Source organism: Lederbergia citrea, from assembly GCF_018343525.1.
GTDB classification, from domain to species: Bacteria; Bacillota; Bacilli; order Bacillales; family Bacillaceae_C; genus Lederbergia; species Lederbergia citrea.
Window position 1 is genome coordinate 1723407 of record NZ_JAGYPH010000001.1, and the last position, 23900, is coordinate 1747306.

General features: G+C 38.8%; 26 protein-coding genes and 1 riboswitch. Of the genes, 9 read left to right on the plus strand and 17 right to left on the minus strand.

Annotation, left to right across the window (positions count from 1 at the left end; genetic code table 11):
- Window positions 1-72: 72 nt before the first annotated feature.
- Window positions 73-2154: a transglycosylase domain-containing protein gene (locus KHA88_RS08920; protein ID WP_213096263.1), complete on the minus strand. Its 2082-nt coding sequence runs from the start codon at window positions 2152-2154 to the stop codon at window positions 73-75.
- A gap of 313 nt (window positions 2155-2467) precedes the next feature.
- Window positions 2468-2656 carry a hypothetical protein gene (locus tag KHA88_RS08925; protein WP_213096262.1) on the minus strand — a complete coding sequence of 63 codons (189 nt, stop codon included), beginning with the start codon at window positions 2654-2656 and terminating at the stop codon, window positions 2468-2470.
- A 476-nt stretch (window positions 2657-3132) separates the two neighbouring features.
- Here KHA88_RS08925 and KHA88_RS08930 point away from each other — a divergent pair, with 476 nt between their 5' ends.
- Together KHA88_RS08930 and KHA88_RS08935 are read left to right on the plus strand one after the other, a co-directional pair.
- A complete protein-coding gene (locus KHA88_RS08930) occupies window positions 3133-4269 on the plus strand; it encodes a histidine kinase N-terminal domain-containing protein (RefSeq protein WP_213096261.1) in 1137 nt (378 codons plus the stop codon).
- A 124-nt stretch (window positions 4270-4393) separates the two neighbouring features.
- On the plus strand, window positions 4394-4825 hold the full coding sequence (locus KHA88_RS08935; RefSeq protein WP_213096260.1) for a low molecular weight phosphatase family protein: 432 nt from the start codon (window positions 4394-4396) through the stop codon (window positions 4823-4825).
- Window positions 4826-4937: 112 nt separating this feature from the next.
- On the opposite strand, the gene KHA88_RS08940 is transcribed toward KHA88_RS08935, so the two are convergent.
- Window positions 4938-5075, minus strand: a complete 138-nt coding sequence (locus KHA88_RS08940; RefSeq protein WP_213096259.1) for a YjcZ family sporulation protein — start codon at window positions 5073-5075, stop codon at window positions 4938-4940.
- 168 nt (window positions 5076-5243) lie between these two features.
- Here KHA88_RS08940 and KHA88_RS08945 point away from each other — a divergent pair, with 168 nt between their 5' ends.
- A complete protein-coding gene (locus tag KHA88_RS08945; protein ID WP_213096258.1) occupies window positions 5244-7346 on the plus strand; it encodes a DNA topoisomerase III in 2103 nt (700 codons plus the stop codon).
- A gap of 26 nt (window positions 7347-7372) precedes the next feature.
- On the opposite strand, the gene ribH is transcribed toward KHA88_RS08945, so the two are convergent.
- From ribH to KHA88_RS08975, 6 genes are all read right to left on the minus strand, one after another.
- Window positions 7373-7840, minus strand: coding sequence for a 6,7-dimethyl-8-ribityllumazine synthase (gene ribH / locus KHA88_RS08950; protein WP_213096257.1), 468 nt, complete (start codon window positions 7838-7840; stop codon window positions 7373-7375).
- Complete coding sequence (locus KHA88_RS08955) at window positions 7833-9050, minus strand: bifunctional 3,4-dihydroxy-2-butanone-4-phosphate synthase/GTP cyclohydrolase II (RefSeq protein WP_213096256.1); 1218 nt, start codon at window positions 9048-9050, stop codon at window positions 7833-7835. The genes ribH and KHA88_RS08955 overlap by 8 nt, the downstream gene beginning before the upstream one ends.
- 15 nt (window positions 9051-9065) lie before the next feature.
- Window positions 9066-9710 (minus strand): riboflavin synthase, encoded by a 645-nt coding sequence (ribE, locus tag KHA88_RS08960; RefSeq protein WP_213097777.1) that lies wholly within the window; start codon window positions 9708-9710, stop codon window positions 9066-9068.
- Window positions 9691-10812 (minus strand): bifunctional diaminohydroxyphosphoribosylaminopyrimidine deaminase/5-amino-6-(5-phosphoribosylamino)uracil reductase RibD, encoded by a 1122-nt coding sequence (ribD, locus tag KHA88_RS08965; protein WP_213096255.1) that lies wholly within the window; start codon window positions 10810-10812, stop codon window positions 9691-9693. The genes ribE and ribD overlap by 20 nt, the downstream gene beginning before the upstream one ends.
- 182 nt (window positions 10813-10994) lie before the next feature.
- Window positions 10995-11145, minus strand: a riboswitch (FMN riboswitch).
- A 126-nt stretch (window positions 11146-11271) separates the two neighbouring features.
- The gene (locus KHA88_RS08970) at window positions 11272-11460 is read right to left on the minus strand and encodes a hypothetical protein (RefSeq protein WP_213096254.1); all 189 of its coding nucleotides are present in this window, start codon (window positions 11458-11460) and stop codon (window positions 11272-11274) included.
- 156 nt (window positions 11461-11616) lie between these two features.
- Window positions 11617-12558, minus strand: coding sequence for a dipeptidase (locus KHA88_RS08975; RefSeq protein ID WP_213096253.1), 942 nt, complete (start codon window positions 12556-12558; stop codon window positions 11617-11619).
- A gap of 117 nt (window positions 12559-12675) precedes the next feature.
- Between KHA88_RS08975 and KHA88_RS08980 the strand changes: the two genes are divergently transcribed.
- Window positions 12676-12954, plus strand: a complete 279-nt coding sequence (locus KHA88_RS08980) for a hypothetical protein (RefSeq protein ID WP_213096252.1) — start codon at window positions 12676-12678, stop codon at window positions 12952-12954.
- A gap of 62 nt (window positions 12955-13016) precedes the next feature.
- Here the strand turns inward: KHA88_RS08980 and KHA88_RS08985 are convergent, their stop codons facing one another.
- A complete protein-coding gene (locus KHA88_RS08985) occupies window positions 13017-14312 on the minus strand; it encodes a prolyl oligopeptidase family serine peptidase (RefSeq protein ID WP_213096251.1) in 1296 nt (431 codons plus the stop codon).
- 292 nt (window positions 14313-14604) lie between these two features.
- Window positions 14605-15408 (minus strand): alpha/beta hydrolase, encoded by an 804-nt coding sequence (locus tag KHA88_RS08990; protein WP_213097776.1) that lies wholly within the window; start codon window positions 15406-15408, stop codon window positions 14605-14607.
- Window positions 15409-15679: 271 nt separating this feature from the next.
- Here KHA88_RS08990 and KHA88_RS08995 point away from each other — a divergent pair, with 271 nt between their 5' ends.
- Window positions 15680-15778: a YjcZ family sporulation protein gene (locus KHA88_RS08995; RefSeq protein WP_213096250.1), complete on the plus strand. Its 99-nt coding sequence runs from the start codon at window positions 15680-15682 to the stop codon at window positions 15776-15778.
- A 105-nt stretch (window positions 15779-15883) separates the two neighbouring features.
- Window positions 15884-16171 carry a hypothetical protein gene (locus KHA88_RS09000; RefSeq protein WP_213096249.1) on the plus strand — a complete coding sequence of 96 codons (288 nt, stop codon included), beginning with the start codon at window positions 15884-15886 and terminating at the stop codon, window positions 16169-16171.
- 202 nt (window positions 16172-16373) lie between these two features.
- Here KHA88_RS09000 and KHA88_RS09005 read toward each other — a convergent pair whose 3' ends face one another.
- Window positions 16374-17783 carry a SpoVR family protein gene (locus tag KHA88_RS09005; RefSeq protein WP_213096248.1) on the minus strand — a complete coding sequence of 470 codons (1410 nt, stop codon included), beginning with the start codon at window positions 17781-17783 and terminating at the stop codon, window positions 16374-16376.
- A 215-nt stretch (window positions 17784-17998) separates the two neighbouring features.
- On the opposite strand from KHA88_RS09005, the gene KHA88_RS09010 reads away from it, so the two are divergent.
- A complete protein-coding gene (locus tag KHA88_RS09010) occupies window positions 17999-18256 on the plus strand; it encodes a YhdB family protein (RefSeq protein WP_213096247.1) in 258 nt (85 codons plus the stop codon).
- Window positions 18257-18298: 42 nt separating this feature from the next.
- Here KHA88_RS09010 and KHA88_RS09015 read toward each other — a convergent pair whose 3' ends face one another.
- From KHA88_RS09015 to KHA88_RS09030, 4 genes are all read right to left on the minus strand, one after another.
- The gene (locus KHA88_RS09015; protein ID WP_213096246.1) at window positions 18299-18841 is read right to left on the minus strand and encodes an NADPH-dependent FMN reductase; all 543 of its coding nucleotides are present in this window, start codon (window positions 18839-18841) and stop codon (window positions 18299-18301) included.
- A gap of 51 nt (window positions 18842-18892) precedes the next feature.
- Window positions 18893-19534 carry a response regulator gene (locus KHA88_RS09020; RefSeq protein ID WP_213096245.1) on the minus strand — a complete coding sequence of 214 codons (642 nt, stop codon included), beginning with the start codon at window positions 19532-19534 and terminating at the stop codon, window positions 18893-18895.
- Between the two features lie 10 nt (window positions 19535-19544).
- Complete coding sequence (locus tag KHA88_RS09025; RefSeq protein ID WP_346729022.1) at window positions 19545-20669, minus strand: GAF domain-containing sensor histidine kinase; 1125 nt, start codon at window positions 20667-20669, stop codon at window positions 19545-19547.
- Window positions 20670-20789: 120 nt separating this feature from the next.
- Window positions 20790-22328, minus strand: coding sequence for a bifunctional GNAT family N-acetyltransferase/carbon-nitrogen hydrolase family protein (locus tag KHA88_RS09030; protein WP_213096244.1), 1539 nt, complete (start codon window positions 22326-22328; stop codon window positions 20790-20792).
- Between the two features lie 150 nt (window positions 22329-22478).
- Here KHA88_RS09030 and KHA88_RS09035 point away from each other — a divergent pair, with 150 nt between their 5' ends.
- Together KHA88_RS09035 and KHA88_RS09040 are read left to right on the plus strand one after the other, a co-directional pair.
- On the plus strand, window positions 22479-22919 hold the full coding sequence (locus KHA88_RS09035) for a disulfide oxidoreductase (RefSeq protein ID WP_213096243.1): 441 nt from the start codon (window positions 22479-22481) through the stop codon (window positions 22917-22919).
- Window positions 22916-23383: a thioredoxin family protein gene (locus KHA88_RS09040; protein ID WP_213096242.1), complete on the plus strand. Its 468-nt coding sequence runs from the start codon at window positions 22916-22918 to the stop codon at window positions 23381-23383. The genes KHA88_RS09035 and KHA88_RS09040 overlap by 4 nt, the downstream gene beginning before the upstream one ends.
- Before the next feature lie 49 nt (window positions 23384-23432).
- Here the strand turns inward: KHA88_RS09040 and KHA88_RS09045 are convergent, their stop codons facing one another.
- Window positions 23433-23843 carry a DUF5365 family protein gene (locus KHA88_RS09045; RefSeq protein WP_213096241.1) on the minus strand — a complete coding sequence of 137 codons (411 nt, stop codon included), beginning with the start codon at window positions 23841-23843 and terminating at the stop codon, window positions 23433-23435.
- Window positions 23844-23900 lie beyond the last annotated feature (57 nt).

Here is a 23900-nt window from a genome sequence, read left to right on the forward strand (position 1 = left end):
CTACACTATTTTTTTCTTAACAAAAAGCGGAACAAAAACTCTACAGTCATTGTTCCGCTTAGATTTCTCTAATCACTCACCATGTAATTTTTTTAATGTCTCTTTCAACTTCTCTTCAAATTTCTTCAGATTACCTTTACCCTTATCCAGCTTTTCTCTCCACTTTTCAGCTTCTTTCAACATCTTCTCATCGAATTTATTGAACTGCTCTTTTAATGATCGTTCTTCCTTTTTTTGCTGTTCCTCTAGCTTTTGATTGATCGATTGTGTTTCAAAATCGACTGGTTCAACATATTTTAGAGCGCCATCCATTACCGCTTGGAAAATTGGTACTACGGTATCCCCACTTTTTCCTTTTAGATAATGTGTTCGGTCTGTATAATCATAGCCTAGCCAAACGGCGCCAACGAGGTTAGGGGTATACCCAACAAACCACTGGTCTTTCGTTCCTTCTGTTATGTCGGCATATGATAGTTGAGTTGATCCTGTTTTACCAGCGATAGAATGTCCACTTACCTTAGCATTTCTACCAGTACCTGTTTCGACAACATTTAAAAGCATTGCTGTCATTTGTTCGGCCGTTTTCCGATCAGTGACACGAGTTTTTTTCGGTTTTGCTGCAGCTTCTATATTTCCGGTAGGTCCCACTATCTTTGTAATGATGTGACTTTCGATTCTTTGGCCTCCGTTTGCGAAAACGGCATAAGCTTCTGCCATTTGCTTCGGTGAATAGCCTGACTTTGTTCCGCCTAGTGCAAGGCTTAAGTTTTTATCTTCCTTTTGTATGGGAAGCCCGAATTTCTTAACTGATTCGACGCCTTTTTCTAAGCCGATTTCATTCAATAGCCAGACAGCTGGGACATTTAATGAATCTTCTATCGCTTTATACATCGGAACTTCCCCAAGATATTGATGATTATAGTTTTTTGGCTGGTAGCCGTCATATGACAGATCTTGCTCGTCTTTAAGTAGAGATTGAGCTTTATATCCTGCTTCGAGGGCAGGTGTATACACTGCCAATGGTTTCATTACGGAACCGGGCTGAGCTGTCAACTGTGTTGCTCGATTATAGGAACGAAAAGTATGCTCCCCTCTTCCCCCTACAAGTGCCCGAATTCCACCTGTAGATGGATCTAGAAGTACAGATCCACTTTGTGCCAAGGTTCCATCGCCGCTTACCGGGAAAAGAGAGTCGTTATGAAAAACTCTTTCCAGTGATGATTGGAGGTTCTGATCCATTTGTGTATATATTTTATATCCTCTTGTTAAGAGTTCATCCTGTGTAAAGCCATATCGATTGATCGCTTCATTTATAACAGCATCAGTATAATACGGATACTTTCCTTCTAATGGATCCCCACCCTTGTCCTCCAAAACAATATGCTCATTGATAGCCGCTTCATATTGGTCCTTGGTGATCATTCCAAATTTCTCCATTTGGCCCAATACAATATCTCGGCGATCGGTTGCCGCTTCATAATTTTTATACGGATCGAGCGCTGATGGTCGATTAATAATCCCTGCAAGCATCGCTGCTTCACTTAAAGTGATTTGTTCAACATCTTTGCCAAAATACTTTCTTGAAGCATTCTGAACTCCCCATGCACCACTTCCAAAGTACACTTGATTCATGTACATTTCTAAAATCTCGTCTTTTGTAAAGGTTTTTTCCATCTCAACTGCAAGAAAAACCTCTTCTATCTTCCGTTTATATGTTCTTTCCGGTGATAGTAATGCAACTTTTGTCAATTGCTGAGTAATCGTACTCCCACCAGCTCTAATTTTTCCCGATGTTAAATTGATAAAAAACGCTCGAAAAATCCCCTTAACATCGAATCCTTTATGTTCCATAAACCGATGGTCTTCAATGGCAATGATTGCATTCTTTAAATGATCGGGGACGTTTCCTATTGCTACCCCTTCTATCCTATTTGCCGATATTTTGCTTGCCTCATCACCATCTTTATCATAAATGACTGTTGATTGAGACAAACCCTGCTTCAATGATTCTACATTGGCTGCACTTGCCAACCATGCAAAGTAACCCAGTCCACCTAATACTATTAAGGACAATAACAAAATTAATATTTGATTCAAATGAGTCCTTTTCCAAAATTTCCTGAGTGCTTCTTTTATTATAAAGATAAATTTCATCATAATTCCCCACTTTCAAAAGCTCAGCCACTTTAGTATAATATACTTTTTTATCAGCTGAAAAGCTAATTCGTTTATCAGGGGAATAATTTCCTACTCTATGAACAAAAGCGCAAGCGCCTTGGTCAGCCCCGACAAGCAAATGTTCTGAGACAATAAAAGTCCGGTCTTGACTTTTATTGTCTCAGGTTATTTGACCTCGAGGGGCTAGGCGCTGGAGCTAGATGACGATTCACTTTCTTGCATCTTATCCACACAGTATTTTTTAATTAATTCCTTAACGACCAAAAAATGACAGCCGAATAACCGGTTGTCATTTTTGGTACTCTAATATGGGATCATTTACTTTTTCTTCCCTAAGTTTGATGATTTCATTCTCCATTGCTTTCATATACATATAAACTATTTGTTTAGTTTTATCATTTGCTTCGATAATTTCCAAATGCTGCATGCATTTTCGGATAACTGGGTGTGTTTGCTTTTTCCCAATTTCGTCTTCCATCTCCCTCACCCCGCTCCATAAATAATGTATTGAAAATTACTACCCATGGCTTGTCTTTGTAATATTTGGGGACAAATCAATTGCATGTCTCGATTTCTGTCGTAAATTATACGGAAAGATGGATACTTGTCTGATTATTCGGTAAATGAATGCCGAAATAAGAAAATCCTTTATTAGCTCCTATTATAGACGACTTATCTACAAATAAACATAGGCATATATCAGTAGGTTTCGATGTTGCTATCCGGGGAAAAAGAACTAAAAACGAGATATAGGAAAATGGTAACCAGATATTGTTTATTTGTTTGCGAAAGTTGTATAATTTTGGGTATATTTATGGTATCCGACACCTAAATCAAAAATTAGCGATTATTTTATCATATTTGTATAAGAAGTTAATATATATATCTTATACAGTTTTTACATTTCATAGATTTTCAGGAAATAATTGATATAATAGAAAATGAGGTGAAATGATGAACCAGCTCAAAATTGATATTTTATCCTTTATTCATTCAAGGAAAGACACCATTTTTGCCAGGTGGAAAGACAAGATCATGATACCTTCCGACCATAATATTCGAAATACCATCGAAAGAGACGGAAAATTCTTAATTGAAGTGCTACTTCATGCTTTTTCTCTACCAGACCACGAAATGAAAAGCTATTTAGAAAAAAACGCCATAGAGACCGCCGACATAAGAGTAAATCAAAATTACAATATCGGATTTTTTGTCTATAATGTAAATGTAGCTAAAAGGGAAGTACTCGTGGAATTTGCTAAATTCGAAGAAAACTGGGAAAATCTCCGACCAATCTTCCTTGAATTTTCCGAAATTACCGATTGCTTTTTATTCCATGCTGTCAGTTCTTATAGCAATACGAAAGATCGCCAAATTGAAGAAAAGAACCGATATAGCCATGAAAGCCATGAAGATCGACTTACTTTGCTCGGACAGATGACTTCAAGCTTTGTTCACGAATTCAGAAATCCTTTGACAACTGTACATGGATTTGTACAACTGCTTCGTTCTGAAAATCCCGAACTTCCTTATATGGATATCATTTCAGGGGAACTGGATCAACTGAAATTTCGTATTACCCAATTTTTGATGCTTTCAAAAAAGGAATTAATCGATCAAAAGGCGTCTTTATTTACCATCAATGACCTTATGAAACAAATTACATCTTTTATCTATCCAAGGCTGCTTGAAGCACATGTAGAACTTGAGCAGGAACTAGATGATGATTTATATGTAAAAGGCTACATAGAAGAAATTAAGCAGGTTCTTATTAATATCATTTTTAATGCTTTAGATGTTTTATCGGATCAGGATAAATCATCCGTCATAAAAATTAAAGGCTATCGTGACCATCAATCGATTATTTTGAAAACATCTAATACCGGTCCAAAAATTCCAGATTACTTATTAACTAATATTTTTGAGCCTTTTGTTACGACTAAAAAAACCGGCACAGGGCTTGGTTTATATGTTTGTAAGGAAATTATTGAAAAACATGGGGGACAATTACTTTGCGATTCCGATGATGAATGGACTACATTTACGATTATTCTTCCATTAACAAATGCTAAGGAAAATGTATCAAGCTAGAGGCCCTTTGTTCTAATTACTATTCAAAAGGGTCTTACTTTTTACATCTATTCATGACAAGTGCATAGTTATTGAATTAATGGGTATAGAATAATGAAATGATTCAGGAAAGGACATCAATGACATGCAAAAAAACCTATTATATTTCCTTTCCCCACACCATAATAGAAGCGCTATTGCTGAAGCTTGGGCGGAAAAGTCCAGCCTGGATAATTGGAAATTTACTAGCTGCGGATGGGGTGTTGTCCAAAGAGACCCTCTTAGTGTTAAAGCAATGCATGAAGTGAATATAGACCTCACCAATAAACCCTCTCGGCTAGTTAGCAACCAACTATTGGAACAAGCTACTTGTGTGATTGCTATCTATGACTTTTATAATGAGATTGAACCTTCTATACCTGCCCTCTATAAGGGTAAGCTTGTTAAATGGAACATTCCAGATCCAGGAAAAACGAGTAAATCGGAAATAGAAAAATGGGCAAAATACCAGGAAGTTTGCGATATCATTGCAGAAAATGTCAAGGGATTGGAAATTTCATTAAAAACGATACGCTAATGAAACCTCATTTTATTCAAAAAAATGGAGGTTTTTTTTATTTAAAACAAATAAGAGAAGAGAAACCTATAAAATTTCTCTCCCCCCCAATTTTCCATTAATTTCGCTTTTGTTAATTAATAATAGTCGCACCAACGATAATCAATAGAATAAACAATACAACGATTAGCGCAAAGTTTCGACCCATGCCATAGCCTCCGCCATAGCCACCGTAACCGTAACCGCCGGAGCAACCGCAGAATCCGCACATTATGCCTCACCTCCAGAATAGATAAACGGTAAATCAATCTTGCATCATAGTCTATTCATGATTACAAAATATGTATGGACGTTTGTAATAAAATGTTTCTTTTACTCATTCATGGCTTTTAGCTATAATTAAGAGGGAAGTTTGTTCGTTTGGAAGGAGTTATTAAATATGAAATCACTTGTTCTCGCTGAAAAACCGAGTGTTGCCCGCGAGTTAGCTCGAGTGCTCGGTTGTAACAATAAACAGAAACATTATATCGAAGGGCCGAAATATGTAGTTACATGGGCTCTAGGCCACTTGGTAGAGCTGAAGATGCCGGAGGATTATGATCTCCAATATAAAACTTGGAAAATGGAAGACTTGCCAATAATCCCGGAGCGGATGGGTCTTAAAATCATTAAGCAGACTACATCGCAATTTAAAGGGATTCAACAGCTTGCAAAACGTAGCGATTTGCAAGAGCTGATCATTGCCACAGACGCTGGGCGTGAGGGTGAGCTTGTCGCTAGGTGGATATTAGAAAAAATTCGTTGGAATAAGCCTGTAAAAAGACTCTGGATTTCATCTCAGACAGATCGGGCGATTAAAGACGGGTTCAATCAATTAAAACCAGCTAAACAATACGATTCACTTTATCAATCAGCGGTATGCAGGGCGGAAGCGGATTGGCTCATTGGTTTAAATGTAACAAGAGCACTCACGACAAAATACGATGATCCACTCTCTGCTGGTCGTGTTCAAACCCCTTCTCTTTCCCTCATATTAGAGCGGGAAAAAGAAATTCAAACTTTCATTCCCAAAGAATATTGGACCATTCCAGCAAAAATTGGTCCGCTTACAGCTTTCTGGGAGGCCCCCTCTCAAAAAGGGGAAAAAAGAGTATTTGATGAAGCAAAAGCAGTAAATATTTTAGATAAGATAAAAAACAGACAAGCCATCGTTAAATCGATTGAAAGGAAAGAAAAAACGGAAACACAGCCACTTCCATATGATTTAACTGAGCTTCAGCGTGATGCAAACCGTAGATTCGGTTTTTCTGCAAAGAAAACATCCAATGTACTTCAAGGTTTATATGAACAGCATAAACTTGTCACCTATCCAAGAACGGATTCGCGTTATTTGACGAGTGATATGGAAAGTACAATGATTGATCGCATACAAGCACTTCAGTCAGCGTATAAGGAAGAGGTCCAGCCTGCCGTTAGACAAAAAGGAAAAGTAATGGCTAAAAAAGTGTTTAATAATGATAAAGTGACCGACCATCACGCAATCATTCCGACGGATGAGCGACCAATATTGGCGGATCTTTCTCCCGATGAGCGAAAACTGTACGATATCATTGTCCGTAGGTTCCTTGCCCTATTTTATCCAGCCTACCGATTTGAAACAATTCAAGTAGGTTTTCAAGTTGCGGAAGAATTCTTCGCCGCCAAAGAATCGATTGTAATAGAAAATGGATTTAAGTCCGTCACTGGAAAAGGTGAGGATGACCATCAATTAAAACAGCTATCTAACATGCAGATCGGGCAATCCTTCGAGATTAAGGACGTCCGCATGGATAAAAAGATGACAGAGCCACCGCAAAGATTTAATGAAGCAGATTTATTGGCGCGCATGGAAAAGTATGGACTTGGAACACCAGCAACGAGAGCGGATATCATTGAAAAGTTGCTTAGTTCGGAAGTAATTGACCGGCAAAACAACCGTCTTCACCCTACTCCGAAAGGAAAACAATTGATTGAATTGGTGAATGATGAGTTAAAATCGCCTGAGTTAACAGCTAAATGGGAAGCAGATCTCGAGGCAATTGCGCGGGGCAAAGGAAAATCAGACGTGTTTTTGCAAAATATTCGAAAACAGACAAAACAACTTGTATCCGAAATAAAAATGAGCGATAAAACGTACAAAGCCCATAATATTACAGGGTCTAAATGCCCAGAGTGTTCATCGCTCATGAAAGAAGTAAAAGGGAAAGATGGTAGAGTACTTGTTTGTTCGAGTCGTGAATGTGGATTTAGAAAAAGAAAAGATCCTAAGATTTCGAATCGACGCTGTCCGCAATGCCGTAAAAAAATGGAGATTCACAACGGAAAGGCAGGAACATACTTTCAATGCCGACGCTGTAATCTCGTTGAAAAAGCAGATAAGCAAAAAAAGGCAGTCTCAAAACGAGAAGAACGCCAGCTGCTGAAGAAATATTCCGGCGAAGAAGAATCATTTGGTAATAGCTTGGCTGATGCATTAAAAGCAGCTATGAAAGACAAGGAATAAAAAAAGGGCCATTCCGGCCCTTTTTTTTATTTCATCGTACGGTATAGATTTGCCATCTCGATCGCACTGACACCTGCTTCCCAACCTTTATTTCCAGCTTTTGTTCCTGCTCTTTCGATTGCTTGTTCAATCGTCTCAGTAGTCAACACACCGAAAATAACCGGAATCCCTGATTGCATTCCAACGTTTGCTACACCTTTTGCTGCCTCGTTACAGACATAATCAAAATGAGGGGTTGCCCCGCGAATGACTGTCCCAAGTGTAATAACTGCATCAAATTGATTTAATTCAACCATTTTTTTTGCTGTTAACGGGATTTCAAATGCGCCCGGCACCCACGCAACAGAAACGTCATCTTCTGAAACACCATGTCTCTTAAGAGCATCGACAGCTCCTGATAATAATTTGCTTGTTATAAATTCATTAAAGCGGCCTACGACAATCCCTACTTTTAAGCCGGTTCCTACAAGATTACCTTCATATATATTATTCATTTACATTTTCCTCCTCAATTAATGTCAGCATATGTCCCATTTTTTCTGCCTTTACTTTTAAATATTGTTCATTCTCTTTCTTTGGCAAAAATTCGATCGGAAGCCGCTCTACCACTTCCAACCCTGATGCATCCAAGCTGGCAATTTTCCGCGGATTATTCGTTAATAAACGGATTTTTTGGACACCTAGTTCCCTCAAAATTTGGGCACCAATCCTGAAATCACGTAAATCCGCAGCAAAACCAAGCTTTTCATTAGCCTGTACCGTATCATATCCCTCTTCTTGAAGCTTGTAAGCCTTCAACTTGTTCATGAGCCCAATGCCTCTTCCCTCTTGTCTCAGGTAAAGCAAGACCCCGGTGCCCTCTGCTTCTATTTGCCGTAATGCAGCTTCAAGCTGAGGGCCGCAGTCACATCGACAAGACCCGAACACATCTCCTGTCAAGCATTCGGAATGCATGCGGACCATTACAGGAACATCGGCAGAAATCTCTCCTTTTACGAGCGCCAGATGCTCTTTATCATCCAATCGGTTTGTATATGCGACAGCTTTAAAGTTTCCGAATTCAGTGGGCAATGATACTTCCGTTTCTCGATGAACAAGCACTTCCTTATAACTTCGGTAATAAATCAAATCTTTAATTGTGATCATAGACAGTCCAAATTGATTGGCCATTTCTCTTAATTCCGGAACTCTAGCCATATTGCCATCTTCCTTCATGATCTCACAAATGACACCGGCTGGTTTCGCCCCGCTCATTATGGCGAGGTCAACAGCTGCTTCCGTGTGACCAGCTCGTTTCAAGACTCCTCCCTCTTTTGCTATTAAAGGGAAAACATGCCCAGGGCGTTTAAAATCTTCAGGTTTGGCATCCTCGGAAACGAGTTTCATAATGGTTTCCGAGCGTTCGAATGCACTGATGCCTGTATGTGTAGAAATATGGTCGACACTTACGGTAAAGGCCGTTCCATGAGAATCCGTATTCAATTCACTCATCATCGGTAAATTTAGTTGGGCAGCTTTGTTTTCATTAATTGGCACGCATACAAGTCCTCTTCCTTCTTTCACCATGAAATTAATTACTTCCGGAGTAGCCTTTTCAGCAAGTGCCACAAAGTCCCCTTCATTTTCCCGATCCTCATCATCAACGACAATGATCACTTTTCCCATTTTTAAATCATCCAGTGCTTTTTCTATTGAATCAAACATATTCTCACCTCGAAACTAGATAAACCCGTTGTCAGACAACATATCCAGCGTGATATTTTTTTTCGCGTTATCGGGTTGCTTTATCATGCGATGGATATATTTCGCCAGCATATCGCATTCGATATTTACTATTTCACCAATACTTTTTAAGGCAAGTGCTGTTTCCTCTTGTGTATGGGGGATTAACGATATCGTGATGTCCTGCCCTTCCACCTCGAATAATGTCAGTGATGTGCCATCAATGGCGATTGACCCCTTATCGATTAAAAAAGGAGAAAATGATTCAGGCAGACGAATTGTCATATACAACGCATTTTCTTTGTTCTTTCTAGCAATAATCGTCCCAGTTCCATCTACATGGCCACTTACAAAATGCCCTCCAAATCTGCCGTTTGCAGCCATGGCGCGTTCAAGATTAATTTTACTTCCTGAAGAAAGCTTGTTAAGTGCAGTTGCCATGAAGGTTTCTGGCATGACGTCGGCTTTAAAGGATTGGCTGTTAAATTCTGCCACAGTTAAACACACACCGTTAACTGAAATACTGTCACCTAAATGAATATCCTTGAGAATCTTTTCGCACGAGATCACTAGTTTCAGTGATGTTGTTCCTCGTTCAATTTTTGTAATCGTACCGATTTCTTCAACGATGCCTGTGAATATCTTCATCACCCCCGCATTTAGCCGGAATCGCTACAACTTTTAGGTCTGGCCCAATTAACTCAACTGATTTGAAATGTAATGGATAGCTTTCAGCCATCAAAGATTTCTTTGCACCGCCAAAGGCAGGAAAACCCGTACTATCGCCAAGAAGTTTCGGCGCCATATACATAATGATTTCCTGAAAAAAACCACTTTCCAAAAATGATCCGTGAACTGTGCTTCCGCCCTCTACAAATAGTGACGTGATTTGTTCTTCACCAAGCCATTGGAGCAAATCACTCATTTCAATCTTCGTTTGTGCCATCCTTTTAACGGTTGCACCCGTTTGTTCAATTTTTCCTTGCTTTTCCCCGTCTGCATCACTGCCGCAAACAATAATCGTCGGGGCTTGTTTATCAATTAATAAGTTAGAACTCAAAGGAATAGCCAAATGAGTATCCAATATTATTCGAATGGGATTTTTTCCACCTCGGGGCAATCGGGTGGTGAGATGAGGGTTATCTCGAATAATCGTATTGATTCCTGCTAAAATCGCATCGTGTTTATGCCTGTATTCATGAACATCCAATCGGGAAGCTTCAGATGTAATCCATTTACTGTCTCCGCTAGTTGCTGCTGTTTTTCCATCAAGTGTGACTGCTGTTTTTAATGTGACATATGGTTTCTTCGTTTTTATATAATGAAAGAAATATTTGTTTAAATTTATCGCTTCATCTTCACAAATCCCCGTCTTCACATTGATTCCTGCCTGAAGAAGCTTTTCTACTCCCCTGCCAGAAACGAGGGGATTTGGGTCCAATGATGCGATATAAACATTTCGGATTTGTTTGGCAATAATCAGATCCGTACAAGGAGGTGTTTTTCCGTAATGGGAACAAGGTTCGAGCGTCACATACAAATCCGCTCCTTTTGCCCCATCGCCCGCATCATTCAATGCATTTACTTCCGCATGAGCATCTCCTGCTTTCATGTGAGCGCCCATGCCAATGATTATGCCATCCTTGACAACCACACAACCTACAGTAGGATTTGGACTCGTTTGCCCAACCACAGCTTCTGCCATCTCTAGTGCCAGTTTCATATACATTTCTTTTGTAGCCATTCCTAGCTCCTTTCTTTTAACATAGGAAAAACAGCAATTTCAGTTCAATACAAAACAAATAGCCCCGAGAACAATTGTCTCGGGGCTGAAAAATGCAATGCTTAATAAGCCGTCTTTAGTTGTTTTTTGGTATTTTGACACACTAAAAAAATGTGCCATTTTACCAATTATCAACATGACGTTATTTCCTTCTCCCATCCAGACTTTCACTGTCGGCCTTGGAATTTCACCAAATCCACCGTCTCAAAAAACTCGTTGAGCCGGGTCACGGGCTGAGAGACATAGTGTCTCATTACCGCCGGTAGGGATTTTCACCCTGCCCCGAAGGATAAAATTATTCGATTGTTTACTATTATTTGCTATCAACTATGGTAATGTCAAGGTTTTTGGTTTTCCTTATAGAGTTGGTTTGGAATGAAAATAGAGGATAGACATTCACCCATTTATTAATATTAGGTTTCATGTTTTTTCTTTGGACATATGGTGTATAGAATAAAAAAACAAAAGGAGTTGATTAAATGCATCCTCATGTTCATGGTTACCATGCCTATCCAATGCACCATCATGTTCATCCAATGCACCACCATTGGCATCATCACGGTTATGGGATAGACCAGACTCAATTTCAGCATCAAGGAATTCACCCACACTCTATGCACTATGTCCACCCCCATCACCACCACATGTATTACGGAAAATGATATAAATGTATTAAGAGAATATGGGTAATACCTCTTAGAGCGCTTAACCAGGCGCTCATTTCTATTTTTTATGCTTTTTACTTTCTTTGTCCCAAAGTTTTTGTTATAACGCAAAACGGTACTTTTTTATCATTCTTAAAAAGTTTTCCCCAGCAAATCCTCTTACTTGATCTTCAGAATAGTATTTAAGTAGTTCATTAATTAAATTTTGCTGTTTTGAGGCATTCTCAAGACCTAAAATATGTGAGGAAATTCCATCGAAGTCTGACCCAAAACCGATTTGCCCAACACCTCCCAATGAACAGAAGTGATCAATATGCCTAATCAAATCTGTAATTGTGGCTTGTTCCTTTTGAGTGACAAACTCCGGATAATAAACCACATGGACCATGCTATTTTTCTGAAAAATTGCCATTGCCTGCTGATCGGTTAAATTTCTCCTGTGATTGCAGATGGCTTTCGCATTCGAATGACTAGCTATCGGATAATTAGCAATTGCAATTACATCCCAGAAGGCCCATTCACTTAAATGAGAGACATCTGTGAATACCTTTTTTCGATTATTAATTTGTACTATTTCCTTCCCAAACATTGTCAGCCCTGTTCCACGAGGCTCACCAACACCGTCTGCCGCCAAGTTTGCATTATTCCATGTCAGTCCAACAGACAAAACGCCGAGATGAAATAAAATATTCAGCTTATGTAAGTCATTTCCAATGCAATCGACACCTTCGAGTGTGAGTAGCGCACCAATTTCGTGAGGCTGCAAGCGGTTGATATCCGTCCAAGTTTTAATTTGTTTCATGTCCTTGTTTTTACCAAGGACTTCTGTATAAAAATAATCAACTTGATCAAGTGCCGCTTGCCATTTTTCCTCCGCCTTCAGTTCTGGTGAAATAAAAATGGCAAAGCATTGCACCTTCACTTTACCCTTTTTCAACCGTTGCATATTTACATCAAGTTCCTTCGCATCTTGGAAATCCAGCTTTCCTTTTGTCTCCCATAATTTATATAAAACATCACAATGAAGATCGATAATGTTCATTAGGATTAACCCCCTTTATTAATAATCCATTCTATGTAGAAAAAAGGCTTGTACATGCCATTATTTCAATAATAAAATTTGATATTGATGGTATGATACATTTGGAGGTGGACCTAGGTGAAAAATTTAACGATTATCTATTCAGTTATCCTACATGGTTTTCTTGGATATGTATGGATTATTTTCATTTCAAAATTACTGGATTTATTTCAATTGGCGGAGAAATCCGTTTGGGCAGGAGTTTTAATAGGGGTAGGAACATTACTATTTTTAGATATGACGTCAAGAGTTTTCGAATCATTTGGCAAAGATAAAAAACATCCCACTAGGATTGCAGGGTATATTTCTTTTGGGCTTGTCGTTTTAGGATGGTTGATGATATTTAAGGCAAAATAGATTACATAACAAGATAAGGCTAATCCTAATACTATAATTAATTAGGATTAGCCTAAAAAAAATTATTGGCCTTTTACATTGGTGAATAACCAGTCTTTCACAATATCATTTTCATACGTTGGGATCCATGAGAAATGACTATTAATTGGAGTTGTCCCTCTCAAGAATTCCGTATAAAGAGTATGACTATCATTGTCCAATGCTTTGTTCAATAATTGTTGGGCAGCTTGATTTGCAGCTTGACGTTCCAGATTTCCTGCATACTCCCCTCTAGTAACTGTTGCTCCAGAAGCTTCAATCGCATTGATCATATTTCTAGATCCACTGACATTAACAGTTGCGTCATCCGCTGAATGCAATACCCAAATTGGCAAATTCACTAAATTCCCGGCCTTCTTCATATCTCCCGTACCACAAACAGGTATGGCAGCAGCAAATAAATCTGAATGGTCCTGAATGAGCGACCAAGTTCCCATTCCACCCATTGATATACCTGTGACGTAAATTCTATCTGGATCAATTGGATACTCTTCCTTCAGTGTCTCTATAAGATCAAGTAACAAACTTATGTTTACCTCACTTGTCCACCTGTCATTAATTGCTGCCTGCGGGGCTGCTACAAATGCCGAGTTCTTAGCTTGCTGTTCAGGATCCGCCCAGCTGATTGCTCCCCTGTTAGCTAAAAGCTGTACATCGTTGCTTACTCCACGTTCTCCTCCGCCATGCAAGAAAAGGACTAATGGCTGCTTTTCTCTGTTGGTATCGGGTTCGAAAAGTCGATAATTTAAAAAGTTACCCTTCTCATCAGAAATGCTTCTTTTTGAAAATTCGTCAACTACAAGGTTAATCTCACCTGAGTTAACAAGTATATTTGGTGTGGATGGTACTTGATTTCCAATTGCCGTAGTAATCGCTTTCTCTTGAGTAACTGTATATTCAAGAGCTAATCTAGTATTGATTCCCGACCTAACATCATAAAATAATGTTCCGGCAATAGGATCGTTTGTATCCAATTCAATTATGACATACTTCCCATTCTTTCCTTGCACATCTAGCTCCGGAGCCGTGTTTGCATAAACTTTTGTAATGGTCCTGCTTGCTGCATTCTCCCCGTGTAACGCGTTGACCTCATAAGTCGAAGCTGATAAAGACTTACTATTAATCTCTTTTTTATATTCTATGGCAACAGCAACTACCTTTTCACCTTCCGGTAGAACTTCAGAGATTACATCTACTCGCTCGATTTGACCAAATTTCTTTTTATACTTTGTGGATCCAGCTTCACTTGTACTACCCATGATAGAATGTAACATGAGTACAATTCCAAACATTAATGTAAATCTAAAGAATACTTTCAACCTTTCATCCCCCATTTTCCTTGAATTATTATGATAACGCTTACATTTTTGTGAAATTATTAACTTGTTGTTCTTTTAATCATACATTAAATGATTTGGGCAATAAATCCACCTTAACTCCTGTTTTTTTAAAACTACCTAGTATAAAGTAACTATTAAAAGAAGGAAATCTTTTTCTTCCTCCCTATCCACATGGACGCTTCGTATGTTTGTCTCTTTATACCATCAGGGACTGTCCAGAAAATCAGTACAAATGACCTTCTGGACAGCCCCTTCTCAAAGTAATTAACATTTACTCCACACTTACAACTTTATTGCTTTCAATTGGGAGCCAATCTAACACACGTTGAATATTCGTATCCCAGTAAGACCATTCATGGCCTCCCGGACCCTCCTCATATGTTAAATCAACGCCTAATTCATTTGCGTAATTTTTATATTTTACATTATCCTCATAAAGGAAATCCTCTGTTCCGCAGGCTTGAAATAATTGCGGTTTTACACCATTGCTTTCAGCTAGTTGCTTAGTTAAAAAGAGAATATCATTTTGACTATTATCTACTTTTTCCGGGTCACCGAACACATTATCAAATAAACTGCTTTCACCTTTTCTAAGGGAACCTACTAAATCAAGAGCGCCGGATAACGAAGCTGCAGCTGCAAATCTATCCGGATGTCTGAGAGCTAGTTTAAATGCACCGTATCCTCCCATCGACAGGCCAGCTACAAAAGTATCCTCTCTTTTATCTGATATTGGGAATGCCGCTTGTAAAAATTGGGGGAGCTCTTCACTAATGTATGTCCAATATTTATGCCCGTGAACCATATCACTATAGGCACTCATATCGGCGTTTGGCATGACAACAGCTATTCCTTTATCTTCTGCATACCTCTCAATCGACGATAAACGGAGCCAACAAGAATGATCGTCTGTTGCACCGTGTAATAAATATAAAACCGGAAATTTTTTATGTTCATACGTGAAATCATTAGTACCCTCAAAATCAATCCTATTTGTTCCCATTGGCAAAATAATGTTTACTGACGTTTGCATTAATAACGCTTTCGATTTGAAGCTCATTTGAATTAAGGCCATAATTCCAATCTTCCTTTCCTGATTATTTACAAATTTAACAGACATTTGGTTCCCCTTAAATTGTTTTTCTATCTGTACCAATTTTCCTAATATTATAACATCAGTGAGGTGAGAGTCAAAATTCTGTGCGTCTAATGGTTGCTTACAATTACTCAGTTTAATCTATTCCCGTCCAATTAAAGACATCCTGAATTTTTCTAGCTTTTTGTCCCATTCAAAAAGTTATGGTTTTACATAAAATGTATTACAACCTTTAAGGAGGTGGCGTTTTATGAGTGGACACGTAGGACATGGACATGGCATGAACTTCGCGTTGATTGTCGTATTGTTTATTCTGTTGATTATCGTTGGTACAGCATTTGTATACTAAGCAGTAATTGAAGCGTCTTAGGACGCTTCTTTACTATTGAAAAATCATTCATATTTTTTTTTATTGAGGGGATAATAAAAAAAAATACATATAGGTGGTATTGAATTGGAACATTTCCCCATCATCCATACAAACTTTTGGGACGCAATCATTGCGGTTCCGGCGGTATTAATTCTGACTCAAATTATAAAGCTCTTACTTCCCGTTTCCAGAGTCTTTATCCCAACAATTGCAAATATTTTCGGATTAATCTTTGCTCTTTTCATTTCACACAGATTTAATTTTTGGGGTGCTATTTTTATGGGGTTTTTCTACGGCAATGCTGCGGTAGGCGTGTACGCATCCATGAAAACAACTCTTATGGCATATCGAAATTCCAAACAGGAGAATTAGAAAAAGCACGATATGACAGCTTTAGCTAGCATATCGTGCTTTGTTGTCGGGGCTGAGCAAGGCGCTGCCGCTTTTGTTCTCGTCCAGCTTCAGCGCCTAGCCCCTCGAGGTCAAATAACCTGAGCCAATAAAAGTCAAAACCGGACTTTTCTTGTCTCAGAACATTTGCTTGTCGGGGCTGAGCAAGGCGCCTACGCTTTTGTTAAAGAAATTTCCTCTGCATATTCCGGCCATCAAAGCTAAACATCATTGGTCTGTTTTCAACAACACTTTCCATATGGGTAGGTCTTCCCCATAACTGATATATATATGGCAATACCTTTTCCAAATATTTTAAGTCAAGTTCGACACCTTCATACCAATGTTTTAAATATAGCTCGCCATTTTTCATATAATCCCCATCATTGACCGTTATATAAGGAAAGCCTCCATTTACTCGCATATTCACAAGTTGGTCGCGCACTTCTTTCCATTCTTTATCGACAACTTTGTAATCACGACCTTGTTTTTGAAATAAGTACATATCCTCGCGTAGCACCAAATCTTTCGTGAGGTAGTTTCGTAAAAATGATATATCTGATTCAACTTCCCTTACTTCAAACATTTTCTCACGACCCGAATTTGGCTCTACCCCCTGCTCCTTCATTTCTTTATCAGGGTTATTCCATCGTTCCTCGATATCTTCAAAAATCTTAACTCCAAGATAATATGGGTTGATACTTGTGCGAGAAGGCTGCACGACGCCCGCGTTTAACTTTGCAAATTCTATGGTTTCATCACTTGTTAAGTCCAATTCCCGCAGAATTCTTTGATGCCAGTATGAAGCCCAACCTTCATTCATGATTTTCGTCTCTAACTGCGGCCAGAAATAGAGCATTTCTTCACGAATCATCGTCATAATGTCACGCTGCCAGTCAGATAACTCCCTGCTATATTGTTCAATGAATAGCATAATATCTTTTTCAGGCTGCGGGGGAAATTGCTTTTTTCGTTTTTTCCTCGTGTTTTTTTGATTTCCTTTTTCATCAAGCGACCATAAATCATCATATTCGGTAGCGGAGGGAACCTCTTCTTCCCATTCTTCGTCTTCCATATTCCAGTTTAATGAAGGGCGGAGTAATGATGGATCAATATGCTCCTCAATGGCAAGCACCGCATTTAGAAAATCCTCTACCTCTTGCTTGCCGTATTCGATTTCGTACTCACGGACTCTCTCCGCTGTAGCCGCCATACTTTCCACCATGTCACGTTTAGTATTTCGAAACCGTACATTATTTTTGAAAAAATCACAGTGTGCAAGCACATGCGCAACAATCAGCTTATTTTGAATGAGCGAATTAGAATCGAGAAGAAAAGCGTAGCAAGGGTTGGAGTTGATCACCAGTTCATAAATTTTACTTAAACCGAAATCATAATGAAGTTTCATTTTGAAAAACTGTTTCCCGAAGCTCCAATGAGAAAAACGAGTCGGCATCCCATAGGCCCCGAATGTATAAATGATGTCAGCAGGGCATATTTCATAACGCATTGGATAAAAATCGAGCCCCAATCCGCTAGCAACTTCAGTGATTTCACTGATTGCATATTCCAATGCTTTTGCATCCGCGTTCATGGCGATTCCTCCTTTTTACCACAATGTATGTGGAAAAAGAGGCATTCATGTAAAAGTCATCAGATTTCTTATGTAAAAGTTAAGATACCTCCTTATTCCGCTATATATTCATGTAAAAAGAGGAAGGCAATATGAATAGTGAATGCCAACATTTACACCGCAGCCTATTTGTGAGTTAGCAAATACTAAAAGCAACTCCTAAAGGAGGGCTAAAAATGAATATTGTGGATTACGACCGTGCTCTATATTATACCCATCGCTCGGAATGGGATAATTTAATTGTGCTAATGGTAAGAACGAAAGACCATATATTATCAAAAAAGATTGAACACTTTCTGCACGCTTACCAATTTTCACGTGACTACTCGGTCATTGAGCGGCAGCTTTATTCTTTGCTCCGCTATTTGGATCATGCAAATACTGCAACCGGAAATGTCAGTAAAATAAACCAAGATCCCGTTATCTCTATTTAACCAAAAGCTGTCCCATGACTTTATGGGACAGCTTTTTAGGCATTAATCCAAGATAACTCGGGGTATCAGCTGCTCGGACATTTTTGTATACATTTTCAATTCGTGAACCATTTCATCAACTAATATCCTGGATTCTTCCCAAAGTGTACCGTCATCGTAATTAAAACATTCTGGATCAAGCACAATCTGTTTCGGGATAACATTCGCATAAAAACCGCGCATCACTGTTCGCATATTATTTAAACAGTTGATCCCACCCTTTCCTCCACCTGCCGTAGCAAGTAATGCGACAGGTTTATGGGCAAGCTGGTCGCTCGTCAAAAAATCTAATGTGTTTTTGAGCGCACCGGTCATTCCGCCATGGTATTCAGGTGAAATTAGAATAATGCCGGAAGCGGCACTTACTTTTTCCTTAAAAGCAACCACTTCAGGTAGCTGCCACTGATCAGGTTCACCGGTTAAAAACGGAAGATTCGCTGCACTGATATCCTCGTATTTAAAGCCATATTCACTAGCTATAAATCGTGTAATGAGCTCTGTCCTTCCGCCTCTTGGCATTCCTCCATTTATAATTAAAACATTCATGTATTTTCGCTCCTTTGCTTCTTGCTGTTTAGGCAGACAATTTTAGCGATACTAAGGTTTAACAAAACCATTTTTAATTGCATAAAGGGCTGCCTGTGTACGATCTGACACTTCCAATTTCATAAATATATTTGAAACATGTGTTTTCACTGTTTTTTCGGTAATTTTTAAATCGGCTCCGATTTCTTTATTACTTTTCCCTTTGGCTATTTCAGTTAATACTTCTTTTTCCCTTATTGTTAATGCGGCAAGCAAATTATTAGGAGTATTCACGCGATTCACACGTGTCATTAGCAAATTTGTTGCTTTTGGATGCAGCGTATTTTCTCCGTCGGCAAGCTTTCTAATTGCCGTGGCAAGATCATCAGGCTCGATATCTTTTAATTGGTATCCCGATGCTCCTGCCTCAATTGCTGGGATGACATGATCTTGATCTGAAAAACTGGTAAGAATCATAATTTCAATATCTGGGAATCTTTCCTTAATTTTTTGAGTGGCCTCAATGCCATCCATGACCGGCATAACGAGGTCCATTAATATAACATCGGGTTGAAGTTCGGCAGCAAGCTCTACGGCTTCTTGGCCATTCTTTGCTTCTCCAACAATTTTTATATCTTTTTGCGTTTGAAGGAAAAAGATCAGCCCTCGCCTGACTATATGATGATCATCTGCAATTAAAACGTTAATCGCCATTTTCTCCCCCCTAATAAGGCATTGCCACATATATTGTTGTTCCTTTTCCAGGATCGCTATTTAAACGAAACGTGCCACCTAGTGCTTCCACACGTTCTCGCATGCTCTCAATTCCGAATGTGGGAAGCGTTCTGTCCTTTTCATATAGGAAACCGCAACCGTCGTCACTGATTATTAGCAGCACTTCACATGGCATAACTTTAATGAAAATATGCACATGTTCCTGTCCAGAGTGTCGTTTACTATTATTTAACGCTTCTTGACTGATTCTCCACAAAGCTTCCTCAACTAGAGATGGCAATGCAAGCACGCCCGAAAGCTTTGTACTAACATTCAGTCCAAGCATTTCCCCATATCCTTTAATTGCTTGTATTAGGCCTTTTTCCAATCCGCTTGGACGGAGTTGCCAAATTAAAGCACGCATCTCCGTCAAAGCTTCCTGAGCAAGCCCTTGAATATTACGAAATGTATTTTTTGTTACTTCATCACTTGTCATCTCCGCTCCTCCACGGGCTGTTAATGTGAGGGAAAATAGGAGCTGATTAACCGAGTCATGTAAATCACGGGCAAGGCGATTTCTTTCTTCTATAAGCGCTACTTCCTGTTCTTTCTTTGTCAATCTTATCCTTTTAATGGCCGATCCAATTTGCAGTGCAACAGATTCCAAAAGCGCCAGTTCATCACGGCTAAATTGCTTTTTTCCTGGTGCAGCGACATTCAGAAGTCCGAACACCTCTTCGCCGGATTGAAGAGGAATCGTTGCATGATGAGTAATCCCGTCCGTACCGCCTTCATTTTGTTTAATTGCCTTTTCAATTCGTCGACACTCAATGATATTCGATGCCTTTGTCAAGCTTCCATTTCTAAAGCCCTCAATACACCAGCAGCCACCCTTTCGAAGCGGCTCACAGCCATTCTTAGCAAGGGCAGGGGGCAGATGATTAGCAGACGCAACCGTATGGCGTCCATCCGGACTAATTAAGAATATCCAGCCAGTTGTCACTCCAGTAACTTGGAGTAATTTTTGTAACACTCCGGACAACAGTGGAGAAATTTCTGTTCCCTCATTAAGCAATTCCGCTATTTCTTTCAGCACCCGTAAATTGGAATTTTTTTCGAGTTCCTCACTCTTCACGAAAACCCCTCCAGCTATCTCTCTCTATTTATTATACAAAAGAAGACCGCTTAAATTTATTCGCATTTTGATTGAATTTTCTCTAATACTTTAGTATGAAATCTAGGTTTGTTTAAATTTTCACTTTTTATAAACAACCTCGTATATATCTCGCCTTCTATCTTTCAATTGCATTACAGTTCCATCTTGCCTTTGTCGTCGCAGGACCTCTAAATCGACGTCTCCAATTAAAACCATTTCAATATTTGGGTTTGTTTCTCCAACAATTCCATCACGTGCAAATTCAAAATCAGACGGTGCAAAAATAGCAGATTGAGCATATTGGATGTCCATATTTTCAGTTTGCGGCAAATTGCCGACTGTGCCAGAAATCACTGTATAAATTTGATTTTCGACTGCTCTTGCTTGCGCGCAATAGCGGACACGTAAATAACCTTGTCGATCATCGGTACAAAAAGGAGTGAAAATTATATTTGCCCCTTTATCGACAGCAATCCGGGCCAGCTCAGGAAATTCAATATCATAACAAATTTGGATGGCAATCTTTCCACAATCCGTATCAAAAACCTGGACTTGGTCCCCTTGACTAATTCCCCACCATAATCGTTCATTTGGTGTAATATGAATCTTATATTGTTTCTCTATTGTCCCATCTCTTCGGAATAGGTAGGAAATATTATAAATGTCCTCTCCTTCGTCAACAAAATGGGATCCACCTATAATGTTTACATTGTATCGAACAGCTAAATCTGTAAAAAGCTCAATATATTGCTCCGTATATTCTGTCAATTTCCGAATAGCTAAAGACGGACTTTTTTCGTTTAAGAACGACATAAGCTGAGAAGTGAAAATTTCGGGAAATACGACAAAGTCAGCTGAAGCATCGGATGCCACATCTGTAAAATATTCAACTTGATTGGCAAAATCATCAAATGAACTAATTTGCCTCATCATATATTGGACGGAACAAATACGGACGGGATAACTTGTCTTGTAATGGCGTTTACTTAGCGGAACATAATCGACATTATTCCACTCCATCAAGGTCGCATATTTATTGGACTGCTTATCATCTGGCAAATAGTTGGGGTTGATACGCATGAGCGTAAATCCATTAATTAGCTGAAATGAAAGTACAGGGTCATATATTTGGTGCCAGGAAACCGCGTCAACGTACTGACGGGCAGTCATTTCATCTTTATATTTATGATAATTAGGGATTCGTCCACCAATTATGATACTTTTCAAATTATACTTGCGGGCAAGCTCTTTTCTTGCTTCGTATAGCCTATGCCCAACTTTCATGCGGCGAAAATCCGGATGGACCATTATTTCTATACCATAAAGATTATAGCCATCAGGATGATGATTAGTTATGTAACCATTATTTGTTACATCATCCCATGTGTGGCGATCATCATATTCATCAAAGTTAATAATCAGACTGGAACATGAACCGATAATTTCACCATCAAACTCCGCAATAATCTGTCCCTCTTGAAAAATTTCCAGATGACTTTCAAGCTGATCAATTGTCCACGGCTCCATACCGGGAAAGCAGAACGTTTGTAATTTTAATATGTCATCGATATCTCTATGTTCCATCGGCCTAATAATCATTTTCTTTTCAAATTGAGCAAGATCTAGCTTATTGGACATGAAAAAAACTCCTTTTACATTAAATTTTACAGTTTTGTGAAATACAGTGTGGAAATTTCCATTCATATTGTCTTAATACTATAATCGAGGTGGATAAGAATCAAATCCCGATAATAAAAATGGACTTTTCGGAGATATGTGAGGTAAAAAATGATTGATAAAAAAAGCGATATACGTGATAATTTAATGTTTTTTTCATGGGCAGTCTCCGTCATCGCCACTTTGGGAAGCTTGTATTTTTCTGAAATCCGCCAGTTTGCACCTTGTGAACTGTGCTGGTATCAGCGAATTATTATGTATCCTCTCGTCCTTATCCTCGGCATTGCCGTAGTTAAAAAAGATTACAACGCATCGCTATATTCCGTTGTTTTTTCGGGGTTGGGTATTCTTGCTTCCTTATATCATTACCTTATTCAAAAGATTCCTGTTTTCGCCAATCAAGTTCCTGCTTGCGGCACCGTTCCCTGCAATGGACAATATATTAATTGGCTTGGGTTCATTACGATCCCGTTTCTTTCCTTAACTGCATTTATGATCATATTTTCCACGAGCACCATCGTTCTCAAACGTTCCAAGGAGGAAAACCGATGAAAAAAGTTATCATTTTTTTAGTCGTCATTATTGGTCTTTTCGCTGCAATTGCTGTTATTACGAAAGTCCAGCAAAACGAAAAAGCCGAAGGAAATATATATAAAAAAGCAAGTCTTCACCCTGAGACAATTGACCAGCTGAATGATCCTTTATATCAAAATATCATTTTGCCTGATGAGCTTGAGAAAAAGCTTAAGAGCGGAGATGATACGACCGTTTACTTTTATAGTCCTGACTGTTCTTTTTGCAAGCAGACTACTCCAATTGTGAACCCCATCGCTAAGAAGATTGATATCAATTTGCTTCAATTTAATCTTAAGGAATTTCCAGAGGGAAGAAGGAACTACGGGATTGAATATACACCGACAATTGTCCATTTTAAAAATGGAAAAGAGCAATCACGTATTGTTGGAGCTCATACAAAGGAAGAATTCGAAACGTATTTCAATGAAAATGTGAAATAAACGTGGTGAATACATGAAACCCCCTCCGGATAGAGGGGGTTTCATGTATTCAGATTAATATTTCGTTTGTTGGCTTTGTATAAATACTACAAACATCATCAATCTTTGTCCTTTTACGAGAGAAAAAACTATCATATGTAAAAGGGAAAAATAGACCGGAACGTTCCAAAATATTAATATTTTTATTAACTAAGCTGGCATAATAATGGGAATTCTCATGAGGATGAGGCCTTTCCAAGATGGAAATGATCACTTGAAGACTTGCAATCGCCTGAAATGCTACTTCAAGCGTATATAATTGCTCTTCCTTATTCGCCGGAACATGTAATATCTTCATTTCCAGAAATCCAGCAATTTCCTGATCATTAAAATAGCGCGGAAACACAGAAGAGTAGAAGCTGCAAATTAAATGATTAAGTTTTTCTTCCTGTTGCTCCGTTGATGCATAAACAACTTTCATGTTATAAACCTGCCTTTTGCCATTTTCGATATCTCTATAGATAATACAATAAGGATA

Bases quoted from the DNA above. Each gene is read 5' to 3' on its own strand.
- KHA88_RS08920 (WP_213096263.1), bottom strand. From the start codon at position 2,154: ATGAAATTTATCTTTATAATAAAAGAAGCACTCAGGAAATTTTGGAAA.
- KHA88_RS08925 (WP_213096262.1), bottom strand. From the start codon at position 2,656: ATGGAAGACGAAATTGGGAAAAAGCAAACACACCCAGTTATCCGAAAA.
- KHA88_RS08930 (WP_213096261.1), top strand. From the start codon at position 3,133: ATGAACCAGCTCAAAATTGATATTTTATCCTTTATTCATTCAAGGAAA.
- KHA88_RS08935 (WP_213096260.1), top strand. From the start codon at position 4,394: ATGCAAAAAAACCTATTATATTTCCTTTCCCCACACCATAATAGAAGC.
- KHA88_RS08940 (WP_213096259.1), bottom strand. From the start codon at position 5,075: ATGTGCGGATTCTGCGGTTGCTCCGGCGGTTACGGTTACGGTGGCTAT.
- KHA88_RS08945 (WP_213096258.1), top strand. From the start codon at position 5,244: ATGAAATCACTTGTTCTCGCTGAAAAACCGAGTGTTGCCCGCGAGTTA.
- ribH (WP_213096257.1), bottom strand. From the start codon at position 7,840: ATGAATAATATATATGAAGGTAATCTTGTAGGAACCGGCTTAAAAGTA.
- KHA88_RS08955 (WP_213096256.1), bottom strand. From the start codon at position 9,050: ATGTTTGATTCAATAGAAAAAGCACTGGATGATTTAAAAATGGGAAAA.
- ribD (WP_213096255.1), bottom strand. From the start codon at position 10,812: ATGGCTACAAAAGAAATGTATATGAAACTGGCACTAGAGATGGCAGAA.
- KHA88_RS08975 (WP_213096253.1), bottom strand. From the start codon at position 12,558: ATGAACATTATCGATCTTCATTGTGATGTTTTATATAAATTATGGGAG.
- KHA88_RS08990 (WP_213097776.1), bottom strand. From the start codon at position 15,408: ATGGCCTTAATTCAAATGAGCTTCAAATCGAAAGCGTTATTAATGCAA.
- KHA88_RS08995 (WP_213096250.1), top strand. From the start codon at position 15,680: ATGAGTGGACACGTAGGACATGGACATGGCATGAACTTCGCGTTGATT.
- KHA88_RS09005 (WP_213096248.1), bottom strand. From the start codon at position 17,783: ATGAACGCGGATGCAAAAGCATTGGAATATGCAATCAGTGAAATCACT.
- KHA88_RS09010 (WP_213096247.1), top strand. From the start codon at position 17,999: ATGAATATTGTGGATTACGACCGTGCTCTATATTATACCCATCGCTCG.
- KHA88_RS09015 (WP_213096246.1), bottom strand. From the start codon at position 18,841: ATGAATGTTTTAATTATAAATGGAGGAATGCCAAGAGGCGGAAGGACA.
- KHA88_RS09020 (WP_213096245.1), bottom strand. From the start codon at position 19,534: ATGGCGATTAACGTTTTAATTGCAGATGATCATCATATAGTCAGGCGA.
- KHA88_RS09030 (WP_213096244.1), bottom strand. From the start codon at position 22,328: ATGTCCAATAAGCTAGATCTTGCTCAATTTGAAAAGAAAATGATTATT.
- KHA88_RS09035 (WP_213096243.1), top strand. From the start codon at position 22,479: ATGATTGATAAAAAAAGCGATATACGTGATAATTTAATGTTTTTTTCA.
- KHA88_RS09040 (WP_213096242.1), top strand. From the start codon at position 22,916: ATGAAAAAAGTTATCATTTTTTTAGTCGTCATTATTGGTCTTTTCGCT.
- KHA88_RS09045 (WP_213096241.1), bottom strand. From the start codon at position 23,843: ATGAAAGTTGTTTATGCATCAACGGAGCAACAGGAAGAAAAACTTAAT.